Annotated in this window: 23 protein-coding genes, 1 pseudogene and 1 riboswitch; of the genes and pseudogenes, 14 read left to right on the top strand and 10 right to left on the bottom strand. The window is 41.0% G+C overall.

Annotated features, from left to right (window positions below; genetic code table 11):
• Positions 1–9 precede the first annotated feature (9 nt).
• The 12 genes and pseudogenes from LG330_RS18170 (at position 10) to LG330_RS18115 (ending at position 13,790) form a co-directional block, all read left to right on the top strand.
• Positions 10–801 carry a putative hydro-lyase gene (locus LG330_RS18170; protein WP_404406397.1) on the top strand — a complete coding sequence of 264 codons (792 nt, stop codon included), beginning with the start codon at positions 10–12 and terminating at the stop codon, positions 799–801.
• Between the two features lie 57 nt (positions 802–858).
• The gene (locus tag LG330_RS18165) at positions 859–2,427 is read left to right on the top strand and encodes an ABC transporter substrate-binding protein (protein ID WP_404406395.1); all 1,569 of its coding nucleotides are present in this window, start codon (positions 859–861) and stop codon (positions 2,425–2,427) included.
• 109 nt (positions 2,428–2,536) lie between these two features.
• Positions 2,537–3,487, top strand: a complete 951-nt coding sequence (locus LG330_RS18160) for an ABC transporter permease (RefSeq protein ID WP_404406393.1) — start codon at positions 2,537–2,539, stop codon at positions 3,485–3,487.
• A 44-nt stretch (positions 3,488–3,531) separates the two neighbouring features.
• Positions 3,532–4,431 (top strand): ABC transporter permease, encoded by a 900-nt coding sequence (locus LG330_RS18155; protein WP_404406391.1) that lies wholly within the window; start codon positions 3,532–3,534, stop codon positions 4,429–4,431.
• A 62-nt stretch (positions 4,432–4,493) separates the two neighbouring features.
• Positions 4,494–5,531, top strand: a complete 1,038-nt coding sequence (locus LG330_RS18150) for an ABC transporter ATP-binding protein (RefSeq protein ID WP_404406389.1) — start codon at positions 4,494–4,496, stop codon at positions 5,529–5,531.
• On the top strand, positions 5,491–6,468 hold the full coding sequence (locus tag LG330_RS18145; protein WP_404406387.1) for an ABC transporter ATP-binding protein: 978 nt from the start codon (positions 5,491–5,493) through the stop codon (positions 6,466–6,468). Before LG330_RS18150 ends, LG330_RS18145 begins: the two co-directional genes overlap by 41 nt.
• A 258-nt stretch (positions 6,469–6,726) precedes the next feature.
• Positions 6,727–8,220: a M81 family metallopeptidase gene (locus LG330_RS18140; RefSeq protein ID WP_404406385.1), complete on the top strand. Its 1,494-nt coding sequence runs from the start codon at positions 6,727–6,729 to the stop codon at positions 8,218–8,220.
• 90 nt (positions 8,221–8,310) lie between these two features.
• Positions 8,311–9,438, top strand: a complete 1,128-nt coding sequence (gene menC, locus LG330_RS18135) for an o-succinylbenzoate synthase (protein ID WP_404406383.1) — start codon at positions 8,311–8,313, stop codon at positions 9,436–9,438.
• Positions 9,439–9,496: 58 nt separating this feature from the next.
• Positions 9,497–10,348, top strand: coding sequence for a GNAT family N-acetyltransferase (locus LG330_RS18130; RefSeq protein WP_404406381.1), 852 nt, complete (start codon positions 9,497–9,499; stop codon positions 10,346–10,348).
• A complete protein-coding gene (locus tag LG330_RS18125) occupies positions 10,332–11,498 on the top strand; it encodes a M20 peptidase aminoacylase family protein (protein WP_404406379.1) in 1,167 nt (388 codons plus the stop codon). The genes LG330_RS18130 and LG330_RS18125 overlap by 17 nt, the downstream gene beginning before the upstream one ends.
• Positions 11,499–11,656: 158 nt before the next feature.
• The gene (locus tag LG330_RS18120; protein ID WP_404406377.1) at positions 11,657–12,532 is read left to right on the top strand and encodes a MurR/RpiR family transcriptional regulator; all 876 of its coding nucleotides are present in this window, start codon (positions 11,657–11,659) and stop codon (positions 12,530–12,532) included.
• A gap of 667 nt (positions 12,533–13,199) precedes the next feature.
• Positions 13,200–13,790: pseudogene (locus LG330_RS18115) on the top strand (2OG-Fe(II) oxygenase).
• Between the two features lie 145 nt (positions 13,791–13,935).
• Here the strand turns inward: LG330_RS18115 and LG330_RS18110 are convergent.
• On the bottom strand, positions 13,936–14,964 hold the full coding sequence (locus tag LG330_RS18110) for a zinc-binding alcohol dehydrogenase family protein (protein WP_404406375.1): 1,029 nt from the start codon (positions 14,962–14,964) through the stop codon (positions 13,936–13,938).
• Positions 14,965–15,376: 412 nt separating this feature from the next.
• On the opposite strand from LG330_RS18110, the gene LG330_RS18105 reads away from it, so the two are divergent.
• Complete coding sequence (locus tag LG330_RS18105; protein ID WP_404406373.1) at positions 15,377–15,823, top strand: SRPBCC family protein; 447 nt, start codon at positions 15,377–15,379, stop codon at positions 15,821–15,823.
• A 168-nt stretch (positions 15,824–15,991) separates the two neighbouring features.
• On the opposite strand, the gene LG330_RS18100 is transcribed toward LG330_RS18105, so the two are convergent.
• From LG330_RS18100 to LG330_RS18060, 9 genes are all read right to left on the bottom strand, one after another.
• Positions 15,992–17,011, bottom strand: a complete 1,020-nt coding sequence (locus tag LG330_RS18100; RefSeq protein ID WP_404406371.1) for a thiazole biosynthesis adenylyltransferase ThiF — start codon at positions 17,009–17,011, stop codon at positions 15,992–15,994.
• Positions 17,008–17,775 (bottom strand): thiazole synthase, encoded by a 768-nt coding sequence (locus LG330_RS18095; RefSeq protein ID WP_404406369.1) that lies wholly within the window; start codon positions 17,773–17,775, stop codon positions 17,008–17,010. Before LG330_RS18095 ends, LG330_RS18100 begins: the two co-directional genes overlap by 4 nt.
• A 2-nt stretch (positions 17,776–17,777) precedes the next feature.
• Positions 17,778–17,981: a sulfur carrier protein ThiS gene (thiS, locus tag LG330_RS18090; protein WP_404406367.1), complete on the bottom strand. Its 204-nt coding sequence runs from the start codon at positions 17,979–17,981 to the stop codon at positions 17,778–17,780.
• Between the two features lie 5 nt (positions 17,982–17,986).
• Positions 17,987–19,123: a glycine oxidase ThiO gene (thiO, locus tag LG330_RS18085; protein ID WP_404406365.1), complete on the bottom strand. Its 1,137-nt coding sequence runs from the start codon at positions 19,121–19,123 to the stop codon at positions 17,987–17,989.
• A gap of 21 nt (positions 19,124–19,144) precedes the next feature.
• Positions 19,145–19,882, bottom strand: coding sequence for a thiazole tautomerase TenI (gene tenI, locus LG330_RS18080; protein WP_404406363.1), 738 nt, complete (start codon positions 19,880–19,882; stop codon positions 19,145–19,147).
• Positions 19,878–19,978, bottom strand: a riboswitch (TPP riboswitch). Its footprint overlaps the gene before it by 5 nt.
• A 374-nt stretch (positions 19,979–20,352) precedes the next feature.
• Entirely contained in the window at positions 20,353–21,078 is a 726-nt protein-coding gene (locus tag LG330_RS18075; RefSeq protein WP_404406361.1) for a DUF421 domain-containing protein, read from the bottom strand.
• 105 nt (positions 21,079–21,183) lie between these two features.
• Positions 21,184–22,209 (bottom strand): LLM class flavin-dependent oxidoreductase, encoded by a 1,026-nt coding sequence (locus LG330_RS18070; protein ID WP_404406359.1) that lies wholly within the window; start codon positions 22,207–22,209, stop codon positions 21,184–21,186.
• Positions 22,210–22,420: 211 nt separating this feature from the next.
• Positions 22,421–23,368: a TIGR03571 family LLM class oxidoreductase gene (locus tag LG330_RS18065; RefSeq protein WP_404406357.1), complete on the bottom strand. Its 948-nt coding sequence runs from the start codon at positions 23,366–23,368 to the stop codon at positions 22,421–22,423.
• A gap of 20 nt (positions 23,369–23,388) precedes the next feature.
• Positions 23,389–23,712, bottom strand: a complete 324-nt coding sequence (locus LG330_RS18060; RefSeq protein WP_404409672.1) for an ArsR/SmtB family transcription factor — start codon at positions 23,710–23,712, stop codon at positions 23,389–23,391.
• 480 nt (positions 23,713–24,192) lie between these two features.
• On the opposite strand from LG330_RS18060, the gene LG330_RS18055 reads away from it, so the two are divergent.
• Complete coding sequence (locus LG330_RS18055; RefSeq protein ID WP_404409670.1) at positions 24,193–25,089, top strand: aldo/keto reductase; 897 nt, start codon at positions 24,193–24,195, stop codon at positions 25,087–25,089.
• The last annotated feature ends 301 nt before the right edge of the window (positions 25,090–25,390 follow it).

Below are 25,390 nucleotides of genomic sequence, written 5' to 3'. Positions count from 1 at the left end.
GGAATGTCTGTGACTTCTAATTTAATTACAAGTCCTTCGGATGCTCGGGAAATGATACGGCAAAATAACTGGCCCAAGCCTACATCCGGTCTATCAAATGGTTTTATTCAGGCAAATCTAGCTGTGTTGCCGAAAGAATTAGCTTTCGAGTTTCTCCTTTTTTGCCAGCGAAACCCGAAACCCTGTCCCATTATCGATATAACGGATCCAGGATCAGGAATACCTGCATTGGCAGCTCCAGATGCAGATTTAAGAACAGATATACCCAAATACCGAGTATATAGAAATGGAGAATTAGCGGAAGAAAAGACAGATGTGTCGGATATTTGGGACGATAACATGGTGGGATTCCTGCTCGGATGTAGCTTTACCTTCGAAGAGGCTTTGCTGAACAATGGCATTCCCATAAGGCATATTGAGGAAAATTGCAATGTTCCGATGTATAAAACGAATATTGAGTGCGTAAAAGCGGGTCGATTTGAAGGCCCGATGGTCGTGAGCATGAGGCCGATGTCAGAAAAAGATGCGATCCGGGCAGTGCAGGTTACAAGCCGTTTTCCTTCCGTACATGGGGCGCCTGTCCATATTGGAAACCCGGCAAGTATAGGTATTTATGATATTCAGAATCCCGATTTCGGTGATAGAGTTACCATCAAAGAAGGGGAAGTTCCAGTGTTTTGGGCTTGTGGGGTTACTCCGCAGGCAATTGCGATGCATGTGAAACCGGAGATTATGATTACCCACGCTCCCGGGTTTATGTTCATCACTGATATAAAGAACGAGCAATATGCCGTAATCTGAAGTAAGTCTTCAAAACTATACAATTATTCAAACTAACTTACCTATGGAGGGAATATAATGACGTTAAAAAAATTGGGAAATTGGATATTCATCTGTATGATTTCATTCTCATTGATCGCATGCAGCTCGGAACCTTCTTCATCAGGCACAGAGGAAACGCAAAGTACAGGGGGCGAGATTAGAATAGCGATGAATGCTGAACCACCTGCACTCGATCCGCATATGACCACTGCCACGGCAACTAGCGAAGTAGCAAGAAATGTATTTGAAACTCTGCTCACAGTGAACTCGAAATATGAAGTTCAGCCAATGTTGGCAGAGTCTTATGAACAAAGTGATGATGGTTTAACAATCACGTTCAATTTAAGAAAAGGGATCAAGTTTCATAATGGTAAAGAAATGATAGCTGAAGATGTTATTGCGTCATTTGAAAGATGGTTAAGCAAATCAGCTAAAGCATCAGTAGCATTAAACGGTGCTACGCTTACAGCAAAAGACGATTATACTGTAGTGCTACAGCTTACAGCTCCTTCATTCGGTGTATTGCATGCTTTGGCGGGACAAATACAGTTTCCTGCAGTTATGCCAAAAGAAATCATTGAATCCGCACCTCCCGAAGGAGTTACGGAATTTGTTGGAACCGGTCCATTTGCCTTTGTGGAATGGAAAAAAGACCAATATATCCATTTGGAAAAATATGATGATTATCAATCTTTGGATACGGCTCCGGACGGACTTGCCGGTAAACGTGAAGCTTTAGTTGATAATTTATATTTTGATGTTGTAACGGATGGTTCCACTAGGGTAGCAGGAATAACGACGGGGGAATATCAGGTTGCAATTTGGCTTCCAAGAGATAATTATGAGCAGCTGAAGAACACGGCAAACGTCAAAACTTCAGTTGATTTATACGGTCCGCACAACTTTGTCTTCAATAAAAAAGAAGGTATATTGAGTGATCCTAAAATGCGTCAAGCCGTTAATGCCGCTATAAATTCAGAAGAAGTTATGCTCGCATCATTCACTGATGAGGAGTTTTACCGTCTGGACCATGGATATATGTATCAGGAACAAGCGGATTGGTACAGTGATGCTGGTAAGGAGTACTATAACCAAAATGATACTGAAAAAGCTAAACAACTTCTAGAGGAAGCTGGGTATAATGGTGAGCCAATAAGAATTCTTGCCAGTCGGGATTATGATCACATCTATAATTCAGCAGTTGTCATTCAGCAGCAGTTGGAAAAAGCAGGAATGACTGTGAAACTTGATGTTTATGATTGGGCTACATTAGTACAAAAACGTGCAGAACCATCAGAATTTGATGCATTTGTTACAGGGTTTACGACATCTGCAGATCCTACTCAAATATTTGCACTAGATCCAACATGGCCAGGTTGGACAGAAGATGCAAAAATTGAGGATCTTTTGAACAAAATCAATGCATCTACATCTCAGGAAGAAGCACAGGCTTATTTTGATGAATTGCAAGAGTACAATTGGTCAGAATATTTATCCCATATCAAACTGGGCGACTTTAACTTACTGACAGCATACAGAGACAACGTGGAAGGCATCAGCTATTTCGAAGGACTCATACTTTGGAATACGAGCATTAAACAATAATTCCCTAAATAGTATAAAAAATATTTGTCCACCCTCTGTAAACATAGGGTGGACAAAGCATATATTGAGATTTTATGACTACCTTATTGAAAAAGGGGAGAATGATAGCTTGAAAACTTACGTTTTAAAAAGGATTTTATCGCTTATACCTGTTCTATTTATCGTATCTATTATGGTTTTTATCATCATTCACTTAACGCCCGGTGACCCCGCATCAGTCATTTTAGGGGAAGAAGCATCTGAAGAAAGCAGGGCTGAATTGCGTGAAGAACTTGGATTGAATCTCCCTATTCATCAGCAATACTTCGATTGGATCCTGGGAGTGCTTAGAGGAGACTTAGGGGATTCCTTTTTTATGCAACAACCTGTAACCCAAGCGATATTTGAGCATTTAGGACCGACACTGTCACTTACTATCCTTTCACAAATCACGGCGATTATTATTGCTCTTCCTCTGGGGATCATGGCAGCAAAGCGCAGAGGAACTTTCACAGATCAATCGTTTATGGCGCTTTCACTACTGGGAATTTCAATCCCAAACTTTTTATTGGGTCTATTCTTAATCCTTATTTTAGCCGTAAATCTACAATGGCTGCCGGTTGCGGGATATCAACCGTTGAGTGCAGGTTTGTTCAATCATTTAAAATTTCTGATTATGCCAGCGATTGCATTGGGTACTATGCAGGCTGCATTGATTGCGCGGATGACAAGGTCATCCATGCTTGAAACAATCAATACGAATTTCATTAAAACCGCTTGGTCGAAAGGTCTCCATGAGCGAAAGGTCATTTATAAACATGCATTGCGGAATTCGTTCATACCCATTTTGACAGTCATTGGACAAACTTTTGGAATGCTTATTGCAGGAGCTGCTGTAACCGAAACGGTATTTAACATTCCAGGCCTTGGCCAGCTGATCATGAACTCAGTGGAACGCCGTGATTACGCCGTGATTCAGGGTACTGTTCTGTTTATTACTGTGTCATATGTATTTATTAACTTATTCGTAGATTTAATGTATGGAATAATCGATCCAAGGGTCCGACTAAATCAAAAATAGTAACATGAAACTTATTTTGTGTTTATGCATATGGGGGATTGATTATGGAAGAAACAATAAAAAATCAAGTTCTGATGGATCAGAAAAGCAATATAAGCAAGCATCGAAGGAAGATTCTGATAAAACGGTTTTTATCTAATAAACTAGCAGTTACTGGTAGTGTCATTGTGTTATTTGCAACACTCATGGCCATTTTCGCACCATTATTGGCACCACACGGTCCGTACGAAATGATAGCGACAAACAGATTGCAAGGCCCATCTTCAGAGCATATTTTCGGAACTGACAATTTTGGCAGGGATCTATTTGCCAGGGTAGTATTTGGAGCTCAGGCATCAATGGGTGTAGGTGCGGCAGTTGCATTGATCACCGGTGTATTGGGCATGATTATCGGTTTATATTCAGCCTATTTCAAAGTATTGGATACAATTTTGATGAGAATCTGTGACGGCTTGATGGCCTTCCCATCCATTCTGTTGGCTATCGCAATCATGGCTGCACTGGGACCGAGACTCGAGAATGTGATTATCGCTTTAAGCATTGTTTATACACCTTATGTCGCAAGGGTTGTCAGATCCTCAGCCCTCGTAGTGAAAGAACAGACCTATATAGAAGCGATGAAGGCGCAAGGGGCTTCTACCTTAAGGATTATCTGGTCACATATAGCACCGAATACCTTATCACCCTTAATTGTACAATCAACGTTTATTTTTGCTGACGCTATTATCATCGAAGCAGGGTTGAGTTTCCTCGGAGCCGGAGTACCAGCACCGGACCCAAGTTGGGGAAATATTTTGTATGATGGAAAGTTGGTCATTTTCAATGCTTGGTGGATGACCTTATATCCAGGTATTGCCATTATTTTAGCTGTGCTGGGATTGAATTTATTTGGTGATGGATTGCGAGATTTATTGGATCCCAATACAAATCGTGCCAAAAAGTAAATTCCACGCTTTGGCAAAAATTATCCTGATATACGGAGCGACAATAAGGAGGAACCTTTCAAATGGGCAATCATCTTCTGGAAATAAATGAACTTAAAACACACTTCCAAACAGAAACAGGAAAGGTAACCGCTGTGGATGGCATTACTTTTCATGTGGATGAGGGAGAAGTGCTGGGAGTAGTTGGTGAGTCTGGGTGTGGCAAAAGTGTTACCGCCCAGTCGATCCTGAGACTCTTTGAAGAAAGAGGAGTGACAGAGTACGAAGGGGAAATTAATTTCAATGGTAAAAATCTCTTGAAGATTTCCATGAATGAATTGAGAGGGATTAGGGGAAATGATATATCCATGATTTTTCAAGATCCTTTAAGTTCGCTTGATCCCGTTTTTACCATAGGCGATCAAATTGTTGAACCACTGATGTTACATCAAAAATTATCGAAAAAAGCAGCCTACGGGAAAGCTGTTGAAATGCTCAGGTTGACAGGTATACCTGCCCCGGAAAAAAGGGTGCATGAATATCCACATGAAATATCTGGAGGGATGAGACAGAGGGTCATGATTGCAATGGCACTTGCCTGCCAGCCCAAATTGTTGATTGCGGATGAACCAACAACAGCATTGGATGTTACCATTCAAGCGCAGATTCTGGATTTGATGATTCAATTAAAAGAAGAATTCAACATGGGAATAGTGTTTATCACCCATGATTTAGGAGTAGTGGCCCAGCATTGTACCCGTGTAGTCGTTATGTATCTGGGAGAACTAGTGGAAGAAGCGAGTGTCGATCATTTATTCACCAATCCCCTTCATCCATACACAAAAGGCTTGATGAACTCAATTCCTCAAATCACTGGAGATCGTTCTCAAAGGCTGCATATTGTTGAAGGGACAGTTCCTTCCCTCCAGAACGTGCCATCGGGTTGCCGATTTGCCCCAAGATGTCCATATGCGGACGAACAATGCGTAACACAAAGACCTGTTTTGGAAACTGCACGAAACAATCAAAAAGTCAGGTGTTGGCATTACGAAAAAATTTCCATGATGGAGGAGGAATTCGATGTCACTAACAGTGGACCAAAAACCCTTACTAGAAATTAAGCGTTTAACCAAACATTTTCCTGTTAAGAATCCTATTGGATTAACGGAAGCGACGGTAAAAGCGGTAAATGATGTTTCTCTACATCTATATGAAGGTGAAACCTATGGATTAGTTGGAGAATCCGGATGCGGTAAAAGTACAATGGGAAGAACAATTTTACGATTGACTGAACCAACAGATGGCAAGGCCCTCTTCAATGGAACCGATATTTTTCAATTGAGTTCAAAGCAATTGCAAAAAATGAGACAAGATCTTCAAATGGTATTTCAAGATCCTTATTCGTCATTGAATCCAAGAAAAAGAATAGGGGATATTATTGAGGAACCGATGATCATCCATAAATTGGGTTCAAAAAAAGAGCGGATCGAACGAGTAATGGATATTCTTCAAAAGGTTGGATTACAACCGGAGGCATACTACAGATATCCGCATGAATTCTCCGGTGGACAAAGACAGCGTATTGGTTTGGCACGTGCGTTGGTTGTGAATCCAAAACTGATTATTTGTGATGAGCCAGTTTCGGCTTTGGATGTTTCCATTCAATCGCAAATTATAAATTTATTAGAAGACATCCAGGAAGAGTTTAATCTGAGTTATTTGTTTATCGCTCATGATTTAAGTGTTGTTCGACATATTTCAGATCGCATTGGTGTGATGTATTTAGGGAAAATGATGGAGGAGGCCCCTACAGATCTATTATTTGCGGCACCGTCTCATCCTTATACCCAGGCATTGCTGTCTGCAATACCTTTGCCTAATCCTGCGATTAAACAGGAACGAATTACATTACGTGGAGAAATTCCATCTCCCATGAATCCACCATCAGGCTGCATTTTTCATACCAGATGTCCGTTCGTAATGGATGTTTGCAAAAAAGAATTGCCTGCTACAAAAGAAATTACTGATGGTCATTTTGTTGCCTGTCATTTGCATTAAAATACGAAATTGTTGTTAATGGAAGTGAAAAAACAGGTCGTAGCCGATCATCTGGATAAAAGATGGAAAGATAGTTTGTGCCGCCTGTGAAACTGATACTGAAATATACACAGGCCTCACTGCTATTCCGAAGGGATTCACGATGTTTAGGTGAATGTCTGAATGTCGAAAAAGCGTATGAACAAGGTCACTTTTTCAATATAGAAGTTTAAAAAATATTATTTTAATCGGTTTCTAATCTTACAAAGGCGGGATAATATGAAAATATTAATTGGTGAAATTGCTCATGAGACAAATACTTTTTCGAAAGTAAAGACAACTGTGGAATCGTTTAAACAATGGAAATGGCTGCATGGCGAGAAATTAGTTGATAAGCATCGAAAAGTAAGAGATTACTTGGGTGGTATGGTCGACCGCGCAGAAGAAATCGGTGTCGATCTTGTTCCTTCATTTGCCTGTTTTGCCATGCCTTCCGGAATCATTACAAAAGAAACATACGAGCGACTCACCAAGGAATTAACTGATGGAATCAAAGCCGCAGATGATTTTGATGCTATTTGTCTAGCTCTTCACGGTGCTGGTGTTGCAGAAGGTGTCGATGACCTTGAAGGTGGGATTCTAAGTGCAGTGAGAGAGATCGTTGGCTATGAGAAGCCCTTAGTTGTAACCCTGGACCTTCACGGCAATATCACGGATCAAATGGTCAGGGAGGCGGATGTCCTGCTAGGTGTTAATTATTATCCCCATGTCGATTCTTATGAGCGGGGAATAGAAGCGATTGATGTAACGACACAGATTCTATCAGGAGAGTTAAAACCGAAGATGAGTCTCAAAAAGCTTCCGCTTATGATTCCTACCTCTACGACGAACTTATCTCCAGCCAAAGATATCAATGAATTATGCTGGGCTCAGGAAGAAAAAGAATCAGTGGTTGATTGTACATTTTTCCATGGTTTTCCTTACACGGATATCCCTGATCCAGGTGTTACGGTAGTAACCGTTACTAACGACGATCAGGCTTTGGCAGACAGAATTTCAGAGGACATTGCCAGCGAAATTTGGAATGCAAGAGAGGCGTTCTTCCCTCATATAGATTCACCAAGTGAAGGGATTGAAAAAGCTTTGCAGATAGAAGGGTATCCGATTGTACTAAACGAAACTTCCGACAACCCTGGTGGTGGTACACCGGGAGATGGAACATACCTGCTTTCCGCTATGTTGGAGGCTAATTTAGAGAACGCTTGTTTTGGATTTATATATGACCCTGAAGTTGCTGACATTGCCCATGCAAATGGAGTGGGGACAACTATCGAAGTCAAGTTAGGCGCAAAAACAGATGATCTGCACGGTACCCCCATTCAGGTTCAAGCATATGTAAAAACAATTTCAGATGGGAAATTCGTGCAATCGTCACCAATGGGCAGAGGAACAAGAGTAGATTATGGGAAATCCGCCAGACTACAAGTGAATGGGGTAGATGTGATTGTTTGTTCAAAGAGATCACAAACTTTTGATGAACAAATCTTCCTGTTACACGGCATTGATGTGACAACCTATAAAATTGTTGCTTTAAAGTCAAGCCAGCATTTCCGTGCGGCATTTGAACCTCTTGCACATACTATATTGCCTGTGAACTCACCAGGACTTTCTAGTTTTGATATCACATCATTTAATCATACACGACTGGAGAAACCGGTATATCCACTTCATAAAGAAGTAGATTTACTTCTTTCGACAAGCAGAAATAAATAAGATAACTATCAATAGGGGCATCTTTACCATAGATGCTCCTGACTGTGTATATGTTTTCACCAAATAAAAATCTCAGAAGGATGTGTTTGCATGGACATCACGCAAATTGACTTACAACGAATAAAAATCCCATTGAAATCATCGTTTGCGACAAGCTTCGGAAAAGTAACGGAAAAGGACATTATCATTGTAAAAGTTATTAGTGGCGATCATACAGGTTATGCGGAGAGTGTAGCGATGCCATACCCGATTTACAATGAAGAAACAACAGGTACAGTGTGGCATATGCTTGAGACATTTCTAATCCCTCAACTTTTGGAAAAGGGGATTCAGGTACCTGAAGATGTATCGGAAATGTTTTCATACATACGACGTAATAACATGGCAAAGGCAGCGTTAGAAATGGCCGTATGGGATCTATACAGCAAGAAAAACGGGCAAACGCTTTCGGCTGCTTTGGGTGGGAAACGAAAAGAAATTGAAGTGGGGGTAAGCATCGGTATAGAGGATAGCATTGAGACCCTTCTTGCAAAAGTAGAAGGCTTTTTGGAGGATGGCTACAGAAAGATAAAAGTGAAAATTAAGCCGGGATGGGATATTAAACCCATGGAGGCAATCCGTAAGAGATTCGGTGATACGATTCCTTTAATGGCTGATGCTAACTCTGCATATACTCTTAAGGACAAAGAACTTTTAAAAGAGTTGGATCAATTCAATTTAATCATGGTCGAACAGCCTTTAGCCCACGATGACATTATAGACCATGCCAAATTACAAGTGGAAATGAAAACGCCAATCTGTCTGGATGAAAGCATTCATAGTGTGGAAGACGCCAGAAAGGCCATTGAGATTGAAGCATGCAAAATCATTAATATCAAAGTTGGCAGGGTTGGTGGTTTAACCGAAGCGATAAAAATGCACGATCTTTGTGAGAAACATAACATTCCAGTATGGTGCGGAGGTATGCTTGAGGCAGGTATTGGCAGAGCACATAACATTGCAATTGCTTCCTTAGGTAATTTTACAATACCTGGTGACACTTCTGCTTCCAGCCGTTATTTCCATGAAGATATCATTCTGCCTGAAGTAACTCTATCAAAACCAGGGATTATCACAGTACCTGACACACCGGGCATAGGTTTTGATATTAATAACAATTTAATCAAAAAATTGATTGTAAATGAAGCATCATTTAAAAGAGAAAGTGTGTTCCGTTAATTTGTTCTATTTCCGAGAGACTTATAGATGGCGGTAAGAAGTGGGGGGGGGGAAACCTATGGTTCATACACAACAAATCACTTATAAAGTTATAGAAGAATTAAAAGAAGTTCAAGATGTCGTTAGATTTCAAGAAGAAATTTGGGGGATCGAAGCTGTTACCCCACTTCCACAGCTTATTGCCAATTCAAACAATGGCGGAGTTTTGGTAGGAGCATTTGACCAAAACGAATTAATTGGATTTTGCTTCGGGTTTCCTGGCTATAAAAATGGAAAAAATTATTTAATATCACATATGACAGGTATTCGTGAAAAGTATCAAAATTATGGTATTGGTTTACAGTTGAAGTTAATTCAAAGGGAATGGGCAATCAAGTATGGATATGAAAAAATTGTATGGACGTTCGATCCTCTCGAAGCCAGGAATGCATACTTCAATCTGATTAAACTGGGAGCCTACGTAAATACCTACTATAAATCCTATTATGGAGAAATGACAGATAAGCTTAATAAAGGGTTGCCATCTGACCGGTTTTTAGCTGAATGGGATATTGGGTCAACCAGTGTAACAGACGCTGTGAATGGAGTGGATAAAAAGGAGATGTCAGTTGGCGATTATCAACAATTGCTCACGTTTCAGGAACATGGCGAAGTTCCTTATCCGCTTGAAGAAAAAACAATCGATAATCAAAAAGGATATTTAGTCCCTGTCCCAGCGAATTTCCAAAGCTTGAAACGGTTAAATGATGAGGCTGCGAAGGCCTGGAGATTTAAGTTAAGAAGTGTGCTTTCCGATGCATTGCAAAAAGGTTATCAAGTAAAAGGAATAGTAAAAAACGGTACATCCAACGTTCATTTTTATGTTCTTGGAAATAAAATGATGGAGGACTTACATGATAGAAAGAATTAAAGAATGGGTAAATGAAAACGAAGATGTTATTAAGTCGACTTATCACTATTTACACGAAAACGCAGAAATAAGCTGGCAAGAAAAAAATACAACGGAATACTTAAGTAAACAATTGGAGGACTTACAGATTCCTTATAAAACCTTTGAGGATCATACCGGTATTATTGGATATTGGGGAAATCCCGAAAAAGGTCCAACGGTTGGACTTAGAGCCGACATTGACGCTTTATGGCAGCTGGTTGACGGGGAATGGAAAGCTAATCATTCTTGCGGACATGACGCACATATGACAATGGTGCTCCATACGATTACTTGCTTAAAGCAACTTGATTTTCAGCCCAAGGGTCTGATTAAAATCATTTTTCAACCAGCTGAGGAATCCGGTAAAGGCGCAAAAGCCTTGATAGAAAAAGGAGTAATCGAGGATATCGATTATTTACTGGGCATTCATGTACGGCCGATCCAGGAGTTGAAGTTTGGTCAGGCATCACCGGCGATTTACCACGGAGCAACCACTCTTTTAAAAGGAAGGGTTCATGGACTTCAGGCACATGGTTCAAGACCCAATTTAGGGATAAATGTTGTTGACTCATTAGGAGCCATTATCCATGCTGTGAATTCAGTCAAGGTAGACCCTACTGTATCCGCTTCTGCAAAAGTGACTATGGTCCAAGCCGGTGGGAATAATTTTAATATCATTCCCGACTTTGCTGAATTTGGTATCGATGTTCGAGCGCAACAAAACGATGTCATGGATGATTTAATAAAAAGAATAGAACACACGGTGAAAACTGCAGGAACAGTGAATGGTGCAACGGTTGATTTGGAAACGGTTGCAACCATGATTGCTGCTGAATCCAGCCTGGACATGGAAGAAGTGGTAAAAGAGGCAATTACCGAAGCTGTTGGAGCAGATGCTGTTGCGCCACCTCGGGTTACGCCTGGAGGAGAAGATTTTCACTTTTATAAACACTCCTATCCCCATATGAAAGCGACAATGGTGGGACTTGGAACAGACTTAAGTCCAGGTCTGCATCATCCGAATATGAATTTTAACTTGGATGCTTTGCAAAATGGAGTTAAAATCCTTAGTGTTGCTGCTTTGAAACTTATAAATCAGGAAGTAAAAGCATTTGCATTAGAGAAATGATATAGTTAGTGGAGATAGTATAAATTTTGGTAATGTAAATGAATCAAGAAGGAATAAACACATATTAATTTTTATAGTGTTCCTCAGATTATTTCTTTTTCTCTTATTAAACTTACATAACATAACTTACTTTTAGTATGTCAGGTAAGGGAAGGATCATGATTTCAATGGATAGTTATCACGAAAAAATAAGGAAACAATTTAATGAATTAACAAAGAGACAAAAATTAGTAGGGAAATATATTATGGATTATCCAAAAGAAGTAGCCTTTCATACGGCAAAGCAGGTTGGAATAGCAAGCAAGACAAGTGATACTACGGTAATTCGATTGTCTTATACACTTGGTTATTCTGGTTACAGCGAGCTCCAGAAAGAAATTCAATCTACCCTGCTGGATGATTCTTCACCAAATCCTGACCCAATTAAGGGATTTCGAAACTCTTCAAAATCTTTTAAAGATAAAGATTTCATACAACATGCAATTGAACATGACAGTAGATATATTCGGGATACCTTGGAGGGGCTGGATACAAAGCATTATAAAATGGCAATAGAGTTAATGATTAATTCAGAGAAAATAACGGTTGTTGGACTGCGTTCATCTTATGCAGCTGCAAATTGGCTCACCTTCAGCTTGAATGTAGTCGTAGGAAACACGATTATGTATCGTGGAGAAATAGATGATGCAAATTACTTTTTATCTCAAATGAATGAAGAAACACTAGTGATCGCTATTTCATTCCCCCGTTACTCTCAAGAAACATACGCCTTTGTTAAAGCAGCAAAAAATAAAGGAGCCAAGGTGCTTGCGATAACGGATGATGAATTATCTTCCCCATTTGGGCAGCTTGCTGATATTTTGTTTAAGGTAGTGGCTCCAGATCCAATCCCTTTAAAAGGAATCACATCTACCTTTGCGATGCTTAATTTACTAATTACGGGTATAGGTGCCTCAGAGGATGCAAAGGTTCAAAAGAGAATGCAAGAATATGACCAGACGAGTGAAGAGTTTTTCCCATTTACCAAAAACTAGTTATGGTTATACGATTGAATGAAAAAGTAATATTACGATTTGTGTTTTAGCATCTCAGCTTAGGAAATTCCACTGAAGATAAATCATCTATCGAACCAATGCTAGACATAAAAAGAACAGGCTTCTAGAGAGGCCATTGAAAAAGTCCCTTTGGAACAAACAGGAATCATCACTAGATTACAATCGAGCTGTTTGCTCTTTTTTTGTATAATGAAGATATCAAATTTTGGGGACGTTGGTTTGATTAAAAGACAGGAAGTCAATATACGGAGTTCTATGAGCTAATTGTTCTTCAAAAGGCAACCTTATGCGACAGATTAACGATATTGTTGATTTTTCCTATGTTTATGATGAACTGAGTATGGCGATATTTAAGCTTTATTTGAAGCTTGGGAACCCACTTCCATAATAAGCGGAGTGTTCCCGGGCTTTTTATTTGGTATTAAGCGAAGTCTGGGTCTGTCCCAGCCTGCATATTATTCTGCCACTTTTTTGAAATGAATGGTATAATAAAGTCAATATTCTAAATATTAGAAAAGGCAGGAGACGTATGAACAGAACGCCTAACCATCATTTAATCAATGTGGTAGAACAGAACAATGAAGGATACAAAGCGGAACCTGAAAATGCTGCAGAGCAACATCTTTTTGATACGGATGGGTCTGTCATGATTGTCAGTGATACAGCGATCCCGTTTACGAAGCATCATACGTGACTGCTGGTTGTGGTGTTGGAGGATGTACTTAGCTATGGGGAATGTGATCAGTTGATTCAATTATCGAGTGATAGAATGAAACGTTCCAAAATTAGTAGTGATCGTGTTGTCAATTAGATGAGAACAAGTAGCGGCATGTTCTTTGAGGAGTCGGAAAATGATCTGGTCAATATCATTGAAAAGCGTCTTGCTAAGATCATGAATATCCCTGTCGAACACGCAGAAGGATTGCAAATCTTGAAATATACGCCCGGGCAGGAGTACAAAGCGCACCATGATTACTTTTTGCCAACCAGTAAAGCAGCTTCAAATAATCGCATCAGCACAATGGTCGTATATTTAAATGAGGTGGAAGAGGGGGGACAAACCTACTTTCCTGAATTAAATATCTCTATCACGCCTCAAAAGGGGTCAGCCGTCTACTTCGAATACTTTTACAACGATGAAGAACTGAACAAAAAAACGCTTCATGGTGGCGCACCTGTTATAAAAGGAGAAAAGTGGGTTGCAACACAGTGGATGAGGAGAAGAAGTGTACGATAACTAGATGTGAGATAAATGCATGACCCTGTGTTAGAAACAAATCTCACACAATTCATTTGAATTTATATACCCAAATAACATTGTATGGGAATTGTGTTCAACACAGGGACACCAAAATGTTTTTTATACTTTCTGCAAACAGGTTTTAAACAAAGCCTTCCAGTACAATTTTACCAATTGCACTATTGCTTTCCAACAACTTGTGGGCTTGACGAAGGTTTTCTGCTGAAATCGGTCCAATAACCTCGGCCAGTGTTGTCTTTAATTTTTGCTGGTCCACGGCATCAGCGATGTGATTAAGCAAGTGATGCTGCTCGATCATATCATCTGTTTCGAAAAGAGCGCGGGTAAACATAAACTCCCACACGAATGTGACGCTTTTTTGCTTAAGTAATTTAAGGTCCAGCGGAGAGGTTGGATCATCAATTGCGCATACAACCCCTTGTGGAGAAATCGCTTCGCTAATACCTTCCCAGTGTTTTTCCAACGCATTCAGGCAAAAAATGTACGGAACGCTTGAGAATCCGATTGCCTGAAGTTGCGGGAGGAGCGGGTCGTGGTGATTAATGGTATAGTCCGCGCCCATTGATTTAACCCAGCTGACAGTTTCCGGTCGTGAAGCAGTCCCGATTACAGTAAGCCCTGCTTGTTTTGCAAGCTGAGTGGCAATGGAACCTACACCCCCGGCTGCACCAATGATCAGCAGTGCTTTTTCCTTGTTATGGTCAGGATCTTGGGATATAGACATTCGCGTAAATAACGCTTCCCAGGCTGTAATAGAGGTTAGGGGAAGAGCTGCGGCTTCCACAAAGCTTAAGGAAGCAGGCTTGCGCCCAACGATTCGTTCATCGACCAGATGGTATTCACTGTTTCCACCTTGGCGTGCAATACTGCCAGCATAAAAAACCTCATCTCCCGGCTGAAACAATGAACAGTCCGGTCCTGTCTCCTCGACGATTCCTGCTACATCCCAACCCAGAATTTTAGGAACTTCCTCCACTTTTTCCTTAGGAGCTCGTACCTTTGTATCTACAGGATTGACCGATATGGCCTCAACTTTAACCAAGATGTCACGACCTGTTGCTTTTGGTTTTTCTATAACTACATCCAACAGGCTCTGAGGATTGTCAATTGGAAGGTAATGCGTTAATCCTACTGCTTTCATTGAATTCATGACGAACCACATCCTTTTCTTGTTAGTATACCTGTTATTAATATCAGGTAAAAATATTTACTATTATCCTACCGCTTTTACTTATGTATACCTAAACTCAGAGACAGAAATCGAGTTGTTGTGCAAGATCAATAGTTAATATCTGAATTAAGATCTCATCGTTTATCTAATGGGGTTTAATCGGTACATAATCAACATCCTTTTTAAAGTTAAGAGTGATGATTTTTTATACCAATTAAAATGATAGATTGATTCAAAATTCCGGTAAGATTGTTAATTAACCTAGAACACGGCAGCCCGGACATTTGTTTTACTTAGTAGCTGAGTCATCAATAAACCCTATAATAAAAGTACTAATTACGAACTAAAAAAACTAACCGCTACCACCAAATGACCTGAAGGAGGAGTACAATTGGCTTTTACAAGAGAGATCGAAATCAACGCTCCGATTACCTATGTTTTTGAAAAATCAACAGACTTCAAAGCAGCTTCAAGCATCATGGATTCAGTCGTTCGGACAGAAATACTTACTGAAGGACCAGTGCAAAAAGGAACCCGGATTAAGGAAGTCCGTCTCATGAGAGGGAAAGAGGTAGAAACGGTCTTAACTGTAACGGATTTTAACAAGGATCAGCATTACTCCGTTAAAAGTGAGGATAATGGAATCACTGTCGAATATCATTATAGCTTTAAGAAAACTGCTCAGGGAACGCATGTGCATTTTGAAGGATTCGCAGACGTAGCTGGAATAAAAAAATTCCTGCTGAAGCCTTTCATTGAGATGATGTTAAAAAAAGAAGATGGGGATCACTTGGAGAAGTTGAAAAGTTATATTGAGAGAGGTTATACGGCTGTCTAAGAGTCAGGGGCTCCTGTCAGTTACTCAGACTCACACTTAATATTTTATAGACTTCATGCATTGACCCTGTGTAAAAAAATTCCACACAATTAATTTAAATCGTATTACTAAATAAAATTGCGGTGGAATGGTGCCTAACACAGGGTCAGTTATGAAAATAAAAGCACATTAACCTAAATAACGATGGTATAAGCTTTTGGCTTCCGGAATGCTTTTCGTTCCATGAATTAAAACGCGGCCATCCTTAAAAATGACAAGGCGATGTTCTGTGGTTGAGAACGAGAGCAGATAAGGATTACGTGAAACTTTTCCTATCTGTTTTGACAAGGTTTTATCCAGGCTTTCCAGGTCTCTGTCTATCGGCTTGGAGGGACGAATCTGCACGGTATCCCTTCCGCATAAAACAGCAGTTTTTGTCTGGTTTGAGAGAGAAAGATAAGGATAAAACCGCTCCAGCCCGCAAGAAGGGCAATCTTCTTTTTTAACTCTGTCGACGTTAATAGATGAATGCTGGTTTTTCCAGAGATCGAACGACACAAGCTTCTTTCTTAAATGATGTCGATCTTCGACCAGAATTTTTATGGCCTCTGAAACCTGATAAGACAGGACCATCTGGACAGCAGGGCTGATAATTCCCACCGTGTCGCATGTGATGCCTCCCATCGGTATTTGATCCAGTAAGCAATTCAGACAAGGGGTTTCACCCGGAAGAATTGTATAGCTGATCCCATAACTTCCAACACATGCACTGTAAATCCAGGGGATCTGGTATTTCTGGGAAACATCATTGATAATCATACGGATATCAAAATTATCGCTTGCATCAAGAATCACATCAACGCCTTCAGCTAGTTGATCCATTTCTTCGACTGAGACATCCATGACATGACAGTGAATGTCTGCCTCAGAATTAATAGCCGCTAGTCTTTTTTTAGCAGCCACTGCTTTTGGATTCCGTCGTCTTGCATCTTCTTCCGTATACAGCTGCTGGCGTTGAAGGTTGCTCCACTCTACATAATCCCGGTCAGCAATTGTGATCTTACCAATCCCTGCCCGTACTAACATTTCAGCACTCCCGGTTCCTAATGCGCCGGCACCCACTATTAAAACGTGTTTGTTTCTTAATTTAGCCTGTCCCTCTGCCCCAATCGGCGCAAACATCTCCTGGCGTGAGTATCGACCATTCAACTGATACTCATTCCTTCCATCGGACTGCTGGCAGTGGCATACCGCTTTTTCGGAATTCGCCCTGCTTCGAACCCGAGCCTTCCTGCTTCAATTGAAAGTCTCATCGCCTTTGCCATTTTCACAGGATCCTTCGCGCCGGATACTGCAGTATTCAACAGGACACCATCAGCCCCCATTTCCATTGCAATCGCAGCATCAGAAGGTGTTCCAATTCCTGCATCGACAATAACAGGAACACTTGTCTGTTCGATGATAAAAGAAAGGTTTAAGGGATTAATGATCCCCTGACCAGAGCCGATTGGAGAGGCGCCGGGCATGATCGCATGGCAGCCTGCTTCTTCAAGCCGTCTTGCTAACAGCACATCGTCTGACGTATACGGCAAGACGGTAAATCCTTCTTTTAAGAGCTCCTCTGATGCCTTTAATGTTTCAATTGGATCCGGCAGCAATGTTTTCTCACAGCCGATTACTTCCACTTTAATCATGTCGCAAAGACCTGATGCTTTAGCCAGCTTTGCAGTCCGTACCGCTTCTTTGGCAGTCTTGGCACCGGCTGTATTTGGAAGTAAGGTATACTTTGACACATCAAGGTTTTCGAGAAAATTAGGCTGACCCGCCTCAAATATATTCATTCTGCGGACAGAGAACGTCAGAATTTCTGTCCCCGACACATCTACCGCTTCTTTTTGTATATCAAAATCAGGATACTTACCAGTGCCTAATAACAATCTTGATGAGAATTCGTGATTTCCTATCTTTAACATGCTTATCCGCCTCCTACAAAATGTACTAACTCAATTTTGTCTTGATCGAAAATGAGCGCTTCTGTATGTTCCGCTTTATCCATGATTTCAGCATTCTTTTCGACAATGACTACTTTATGCTGCAATTCAAAATGCTGAAGCAGTCCAGCTATCGTTTTCACTGTGTCTGGTACCTCTACCTGATCTCCATTGATCGTCAATCTCATTTTCTTCACCTCGCGATTGAATTTGTATTCCTGGTCAGCCGGTCCAGACGAAAAGAGGATAGATCGACTGCAGGTGATTTTCCTTCAATCAGATCCGCCATCACTTCTCCGGTAATTGGCGACAGTAATATGCCATTTCTAAAATGACCTGTCGCAATAAACAACCCCTTGTAATCGGGATGTTCATCTAAATAAGGCAGGCCGTCAGCGGTTTGCGGCCGGATACCGGTCCAGGCTTTTTCCCACTCGCCCTGCGATATGGAAGGTACCAGCTTACGGGCGTTTTCCATTAATGAAAAAATTCCCTCCAGCGTGACTTTTTGGTTAAACGTATTTGGCAGGACTGTTGCTCCTACAATGATTCTTCCGTCTTTTTTCGGGACAAGATAGCAGCCCGGCGTGAAAATGGTGCTTGTTAATAAGGGAGCCTCTGTCCGTACGGAAAAACATTCGCCTTTCACGGGATACATGTTGAGCTGTAGGCCTGTTTTCGTTAACAGCTTCTCGCTCCAGGCGCCACCTGTTACTACAACGTTACTGCTCATAAAATCACCTTTATTCGTAGTAACCCCTGTGATTTTTCCGTTAGAGAAATGCAGGGAATAAACCTCCAGACCTTCTTTAATCACGCACCCGAGTGCTGATGCGGACTTTAAAAAACCTAATGACAGCTGAGGTGCTGATACCTGACCATCTTTTTCAAGGTACATGGCCCCAATGACTTCATTTGACAATGCCGGCTCTCTCTTTCTCGCTTCTTTACCAGTAAGCAGCTCCGCAGTTTCTCCATTCTGTTTGTGGATTTTACTGATTCTCTGGTGTTCCTGCAGATCCCGCTCAGTTAAGGCAAGCCTCAGCATGCCCTTTTCCACAAGCTCAATTTCAACACCGCTGGTCATCTTCAGCTCATCTGCCAGGTTGCCAAATAACGCTCTGCTCGTTCTCGCTAATTGAAAAAGCGGACTCTCTCCATCTAACTCGGCCTGGGCGCCAAGCATTCCGGCTGCTGCTCCGGATGCTTTGCCTGCAAGTCGGTCTTTTTCCAGCAGCAAAACCTTCATTCCTCTTTTCGATAAATTAAACGCTATTGCTCCACCGATGACTCCGCCGCCAACGACTATGGCATCGTACGTTTTATTCATGTAACTCTCTCCTTACCTATTTCAGACATCATATTGTTTAGATAAATAGGATCGATATTGCTGTACCGCTTTTAAAGGGTTTTTTGCGCCCAATATCCCTGACATGACAGCGATTCCTTGTGCTCCTGCTCCGATCACATCTGCACTGTTTGCCGGTTTAATTCCACCAACTGCTATGACCGGAATAGAAATTGATTGAGATATAAAGCTTAGCTGCGCTAACCCTTGCGGAATTAATCCCGGTTTGGATTGAGTTGAATAAATATGCCCAAAGATGACATAATCCGCCCCTTGCTGCTCAGCAATTTGAGCTTCCTCAAGGGAATGAACTGAACAGCCAACTGTCAGGTTTTTAAATGTTTGTTTTACGAGCTCAACAGGCAGCGAATGAAAAGCTAAGTGAACGCCTCGCACATTTGTAACGCAGGCAACATCCGCCCGGTCATTAATGATTATTTTTGAAGGGGGGACTCCCGTGTTTATTAAAAGCTCTACCATTTCATATATTTCTTTTGCTGTTTTGGTTTTTTCACGCAAATGGATAAAATCGATTTCCGGATGAATGCTCTCAATCATGTCTGCTAATTGTTCAGATTTTTGTGTTCCTGTCGAGATCAAATGCAACTTTCCGGGTTTCAATATTTCGCCCCCTTTCTTTACACTTATCACTTTTCTTAAAAGAAAATCTCCTGACAAATAAAAAAAAACCACTCCAGCGATGGAGTGGTTTTGGGTATGTTTTATGAATGAATATAACATAGATCAACCACTTCCCTACGCTAGTTTCAACTAGATCAGGTTCGAAGGGTCCGGATTGCTCCGTCTCAGTCCCGAAAGACTCCCCTAGTGTTTTTATATTCAGTTTTTTTAAATTCTATAAAGTTAGCGTAACATCTTCTGTAGGATTTATCCAGTTCATTTTATATACAACGCTCTGAAGTGAAAATTCCAAGAAAAAAATTGTGTATTACTACCATAGTTGAAGCGTGCGGGAAGAACGCTGTGCTATCCTTCCTCCAGCAGGTTTCAATGAATTAAGATAACATCTGTAAATGAGAGTGGATTCAAGCACTGAAGATGACAGTTGCAATCAGTAGTGTAAATCCGGGCTTTCTCTGATTCATTTCTTACATATCAACCTGAATATACATGGAACTAACAATTGAGGCAGAATAAAAGGAATCCCGCTGCCTGAGTGAGAGGCAATGGGATTTTTGATCCATAACAACTTAATGTTTTATCGGTGGAATCGTGATATTTTTTTCATCATTTAGGGAAACATGTAACTCATGCTCCCGATTCATTGAAGCGAAAAAGACATCCCTTATATCAACAATGCCTTTGTTAGATAACTGTTGTTGCAGCCAGGCTTCATTCAGATTAAAATCCTTCAAAACGTTTGAATAAATGGTTCCTTCTATAATAACCGGAAAGGAAATAGCAGATGTTGTTTTTGCCATTTTCATATCTTCTAAGGTAACTGAATGCTTTTGTGGTTTCTTTAAAACGCTCAAAGAACCATTCGCTTCGATAATGGCTGTTTCAACTTCACTAATATCAAAAACGCTTTTTTCCCTGAGCATTTGAAGGATATTATCAATCGAATAACGGATTTTCTTCATGTTTTGATTGAGGAATTTTCCATTTTGTATAATCACAGTCGGTTCAAATGTCAGCAGTCTCCCTATTTTCCGGTTGGAAATCTTCCACTTTGCAACAACCTTCTGAAGAATGCCAAGCGCAATGACTGCAGCTGCAGTCGGGAGATGGTCAATATTTGGATCTGCAATATCGGCTCCAACAACTGCCCCCAATGTGAGGATAATTAAAAAGTCGAAGATCGGTAATTCCCCGATTGCCCGTTTTCCCATGAATAGGGTGACAAAGAGTAGCAGGGGTAAAATTGTAATGATTCTCCCAAGAACCAGAAGTATATCCTTTATAGATTCAACCATTTCTTTTACACCCCTATCTGCACTTTTAAATTACCATCCTCAGCTTAGTTTAGTCATAAAGAAATTAGATATTAAAAGCTTGCCCCAATGGTCGGCCGGACTTACCTATTTCTGCTGAGTAATTTCTGCCAGTATTTCAAAGGAACGGAGACGGGCTTTTTGATCGTAAACCTGGGCGATTGCCATGATTTCATCGGCTTGACTTTCATCCACAAACTTTTCCAGCTGTTCTTTTACAGTTTGAGGACTGCCGATAATCGAGGTGCCTAATTGACTCTCAAGGGCAGCTAATTCATAGTCGCTCGCTATATCCTTAATATTATCCACTGGCGGCTGCAATGGGATTTCGTTTCCGCGCATCAAATTCAAGAACTGCTGCTGTAATGTTGTAGCCAGCCATTCAGCTTCCTGATCCGTGTCGGCCGCAATGATGTTCAGCCCTACCATTGCATGCGGTTTGTCCAGTACTTTAGATGGCTTAAATGATCGGCGATACAGCTCGATAGCCGGCAGTGTGTTATGCGGTGAGAAATGGCTCGCATAAGCAAATGGCAGGCCAAGCTCTCCTGCCAGCTGGGCACTGAATCCGCTTGAACCTAACAGCCAAACAGGGATGTTTAGTCCCTCACCCGGAACTGCTCTTATACGACTAAATCCTTGTCCCAGAGAAGGGTCAAAGTAATTCCGGAGCTCAGCCAGCTGCTCAGGGAAATCTTCTCCTGAACTTCTTAAGTCACGTCTTAATGCACGTGCTGTATGCTGATCAGTACCCGGTGCGCGGCCCAGGCCAAGATCAATACGTCCTGGATATAATGATTCCAGCGTACCAAATTGCTCAGCAATCACAAGAGGTGCATGATTCGGCAGCATAATACCGCCTGAACCTACCCGGATTTTTGATGTGCCTGCTGCAACGTGGGAAATGACTACCGATGTTGCGGAGCTTGCGATAAACGGCATATTATGATGTTCAGCGAGCCAGTACCGGTTATACCCAAGCTTTTCAGCAAGCTGGGCCAGCTCCAACGTATTGCGAAAAGAATCAGCAGGTGTACTACCCTCTGAAATTGGAGCGAGATCCAGGACCGAGAATGGAATATCGGTCATTTTTTTTGTATGATTTTCAGACATATGCTCATCTTCCTTCTTATAAAATTATTTCAATCCTATAAAAGAATTTACAGGTTGTTTTCTTAGTCTTTTTTAATGCTTCAATCTGAATCACTTGAATGTAACTGGTCAAAAATCTCTGTAAGAGCGATCATTTCATCAGCGTCAGCCGCCACTTGAACGGCTGACTTCCTGCTTATATTCAATATAATTTTTAAAGCCGGCCTGTACCTTAATGGGTTGGAAAGTAAGGTAAAACAAATTCTCCAAGTTCCTGAATGACTTCCTCTGGAGGACGCTTAGAAAAATACAGAACAAAAGCCAAATGGTTAACACCAATCGCTTGAAATTGATGAAGCAGATCAACTAAACGGTTTCTTCCCACGGCATAGCCTAAGGGTATGGGAACAGGCATTTCATCGGGATTTTCCAGTAAATCGATGAAAAGGCTTTGAGAGAAGGGTTTAAAATCTCCTGGAGTATGAACTTCAGTTAAAGCACGATAATCCTGAATCAGCTGCTCCTGTTGAGTAAGGCCTCTTGGGTATTGAATCCACCCATCCCCATTACCGGCGATCCAATCGATAGACTGGTTACTAAATCCAGTCACCATGGTCGGAATGGAAGAGACGGGCTTTGGAATTAACCTCATATCTGTACCATCAATCAGACCGGTTCGACTGTTGATTGTTGGCTGGTCCTCTCTTAAAAGCTGGTCAAGAACTTCAAAGTTTTCTTTAAATAACAGACCGCTTTCCTGCTTGGATACCCCCAAAGCCGTAAAGTCTTTTTCCCTGTCTCCTGATGCCACGCCCATAATCAGCCGGCCTGGAAACAATTGATCTATTGATGCAGCTTCCTTGGCTACTCTGACTGGGTGGCGCAAAGGGAGAACTACACTTCCTGTCACTAACGCAATGTGCTTCGTATAGGCAGCAAGATACGTCAAGTAAATCCATAAGTCGTACTTTTGGCCGTTATCATCAATATTCAAGTTCTGCATCGTCACATCACGGAGCCATAAGGAAGCAAAGCCGTATTCCTCAATTTGACGCGCAAGCGCAAGCTGATTCTCCATAATCGGATTTTTAGACATCCTGGCAGTCGGGAGGACAAATCCGAGTGTCATTTTATCTTTCTGGTACATGCTGTTATAAGCACGATGATTTTGAAAACTCACTCCTGGTCCTCCTTAAAAGGTTATATTTTTAAGCCTATATACTTTTCAAGATTTTTAATGGTTTCTTCATTGCGGCGATAATAAGTCCATTGTCCGATTCGTTTCGACTCCACCAGCCCGCTTTGCAACAGGATGGACAAATACTGGGAGGTGGTGGACTGTGATAGTCCTACCGTACTGCGAATATCACTAACACAAACCCCGCCTTCAAAGTCCTGTTCTTTTATAACATGGGCCTGCGTGGAAAAATTATGTTCAGGTTCTTTTAACATTTGCAGGATATTTACTCTTGTTTGATTTGACAGAGCCTTGAAAATTTCAACTGCCTGTTCGTCATTTATCATATTTGATTCCGTATCCAATGCTGCCAGCCCCTTTCCGATCTTTGATAATCTAAATATGGATATTGATAATTCGCAATATCTCTATATTATGAACCTCTAAACCACAGAATCAAATTTTATGCTTTAGACTGTACTTGGAGAAAGCTTTAAAGGAACTGCACAAATTAGCCTGGAGAACAGTTGAGTGAGAGTTGAGGGTTAGGTTACTCACCTTTAGACCTGGTCCCTATAAGGGTAAATGCGGTTTCAGCTGGAAGGGATCACTGACAGGCAAAGACAAAATTTATAAAGCCAAATTGACCTGTTAATCGAGTGGCAAACTTGGTGTAAATGGAGTTATTATGTTATTTTTGTGTCTATACTATAACAATGTATAAACACGTTTATTTTTAAAATAACAATCCAATTTTTCAATAAATGGTAACGGTTGAAGAATTGCAGTTCAAGATAAGCAATATGAGATATGAAGGGAATGATGAAATGAGTTTACATGACCATGAAATATCAACAATTAAGCAGTCACTTGAAAACCGTGTAGTCGCTTTGCCTGATGGAACCGCTCTTCCTGTCATTGGTCAGGGAACATGGTACATGGGTGAAAATCCTCAAGCGAAAAATAAAGAAATCAAAGCTTTGCAGCTTGGAATAGAGCTGGGCATGAAGTTAATCGATACGGCTGAAATGTACGGAAATGGCGATTCCGAACGTTTAGTTGGGGAGGCAATCAAGGAGCGTAGAGATCAAGTCTTTTTAGTATCGAAAGTATATCCTCATCATGCCGGGTTAGATTCAATTGAAAGCGCATGTGAAAACAGTCTGAAACGACTGGGAACAGATCATCTTGATTTGTATCTTTTACACTGGAGAGGCCGGGTTCCATTGGCAGAAACGATAGAAGGAATGGAGAGACTGCGCAAGGATGGTAAAATTGCAAGGTGGGGAGTTTCTAATTTTGATACGGAGGATATGAAAGAGTTGTGGGATACCGCTAACGGCAAAAAATGTGCGACAAATCAAGTACTGTATCATCTGGGTTCCAGAGGAATTGATTATGACCTCCTGCCATGGCATCAAGAGCATAATATGCCAGCTATGGCCTATAGTCCCCTGGCCCAGGGAGGGAGCTTAAGAAGACAATTACTAAGCGACCCGGTCATCCTTGAGGTTGCTGAAAAACACAATGCACAGCCATTACAAATTGCGCTTGCTTGGACTATTCGATCAAACAACGTAATTGCGATCCCAAAAGCGGTTCAGGAAGAACATGTCATAGCCAATGCTCAGGCTGCTGCGATTCAATTGACCACAGAAGATCTGAACAGCCTTGATGAGGTATTTCCAAAACCAACAAGTAAAATGCCTCTGGATATCATTTAAGATGAGAGGGGGGACAAAGAATCTGCACTCTCTTACCGCGAGACGCTGTCTATGTCCCTTCTCAAAATCTGATGTTGTCAACAGCGTCCTAATGTACAATTCATCACTGGACTGAAGATAAGATTCATAACATTGTTTCAAAAATATTTTACAAATTACATATTAAAATTGAAGCGATTCCGTTTTATGAATGATATCAATGATTGATCAGGTACGCTCAAATGTTGAACCGGCAAATTATCCGTAAACTTGACAAGATAAACTGTAACGTTTATTATTACAGTAGTTTGATCGATTTATA

Source organism: Jeotgalibacillus malaysiensis (assembly GCF_044789845.1).
GTDB classification, from domain to species: Bacteria; Bacillota; Bacilli; order Bacillales; family Jeotgalibacillaceae; genus Jeotgalibacillus; species Jeotgalibacillus malaysiensis_A.
The sequence above is the reverse complement of the archived record's forward strand: the minus strand, read 5'-3'. Positions and strand labels throughout refer to the sequence as shown.

Excerpts from the sequence above, each read along its gene's own strand:
- menC (WP_404406383.1), top strand. The coding sequence starts at position 8,311 with ATGGACATCACGCAAATTGACTTACAACGAATAAAAATCCCATTGAAA.
- LG330_RS18130 (WP_404406381.1), top strand. The coding sequence starts at position 9,497 with ATGGTTCATACACAACAAATCACTTATAAAGTTATAGAAGAATTAAAA.
- thiO (WP_404406365.1), bottom strand. The coding sequence starts at position 19,123 with ATGAATAAAACGTACGATGCCATAGTCGTTGGCGGCGGAGTCATCGGT.
- LG330_RS18075 (WP_404406361.1), bottom strand. The coding sequence starts at position 21,078 with ATGGTTGAATCTATAAAGGATATACTTCTGGTTCTTGGGAGAATCATT.
- LG330_RS18155 (WP_404406391.1), top strand. The coding sequence starts at position 3,532 with ATGGAAGAAACAATAAAAAATCAAGTTCTGATGGATCAGAAAAGCAAT.
- tenI (WP_404406363.1), bottom strand. The coding sequence starts at position 19,882 with ATGTTATATTCATTCATAAAACATACCCAAAACCACTCCATCGCTGGA.
- thiS (WP_404406367.1), bottom strand. The coding sequence starts at position 17,981 with ATGAGATTGACGATCAATGGAGATCAGGTAGAGGTACCAGACACAGTG.
- LG330_RS18095 (WP_404406369.1), bottom strand. The coding sequence starts at position 17,775 with ATGTTAAAGATAGGAAATCACGAATTCTCATCAAGATTGTTATTAGGC.
- LG330_RS18145 (WP_404406387.1), top strand. The coding sequence starts at position 5,491 with ATGTCACTAACAGTGGACCAAAAACCCTTACTAGAAATTAAGCGTTTA.
- LG330_RS18070 (WP_404406359.1), bottom strand. The coding sequence starts at position 22,209 with ATGTCTGAAAATCATACAAAAAAAATGACCGATATTCCATTCTCGGTC.
- LG330_RS18150 (WP_404406389.1), top strand. The coding sequence starts at position 4,494 with ATGGGCAATCATCTTCTGGAAATAAATGAACTTAAAACACACTTCCAA.
- LG330_RS18140 (WP_404406385.1), top strand. The coding sequence starts at position 6,727 with ATGAAAATATTAATTGGTGAAATTGCTCATGAGACAAATACTTTTTCG.
- LG330_RS18060 (WP_404409672.1), bottom strand. The coding sequence starts at position 23,712 with ATGATAAATGACGAACAGGCAGTTGAAATTTTCAAGGCTCTGTCAAAT.
- LG330_RS18055 (WP_404409670.1), top strand. The coding sequence starts at position 24,193 with ATGAGTTTACATGACCATGAAATATCAACAATTAAGCAGTCACTTGAA.
- LG330_RS18120 (WP_404406377.1), top strand. The coding sequence starts at position 11,657 with ATGATTTCAATGGATAGTTATCACGAAAAAATAAGGAAACAATTTAAT.
- LG330_RS18165 (WP_404406395.1), top strand. The coding sequence starts at position 859 with ATGACGTTAAAAAAATTGGGAAATTGGATATTCATCTGTATGATTTCA.
- LG330_RS18125 (WP_404406379.1), top strand. The coding sequence starts at position 10,332 with ATGATAGAAAGAATTAAAGAATGGGTAAATGAAAACGAAGATGTTATT.
- LG330_RS18110 (WP_404406375.1), bottom strand. The coding sequence starts at position 14,964 with ATGAATTCAATGAAAGCAGTAGGATTAACGCATTACCTTCCAATTGAC.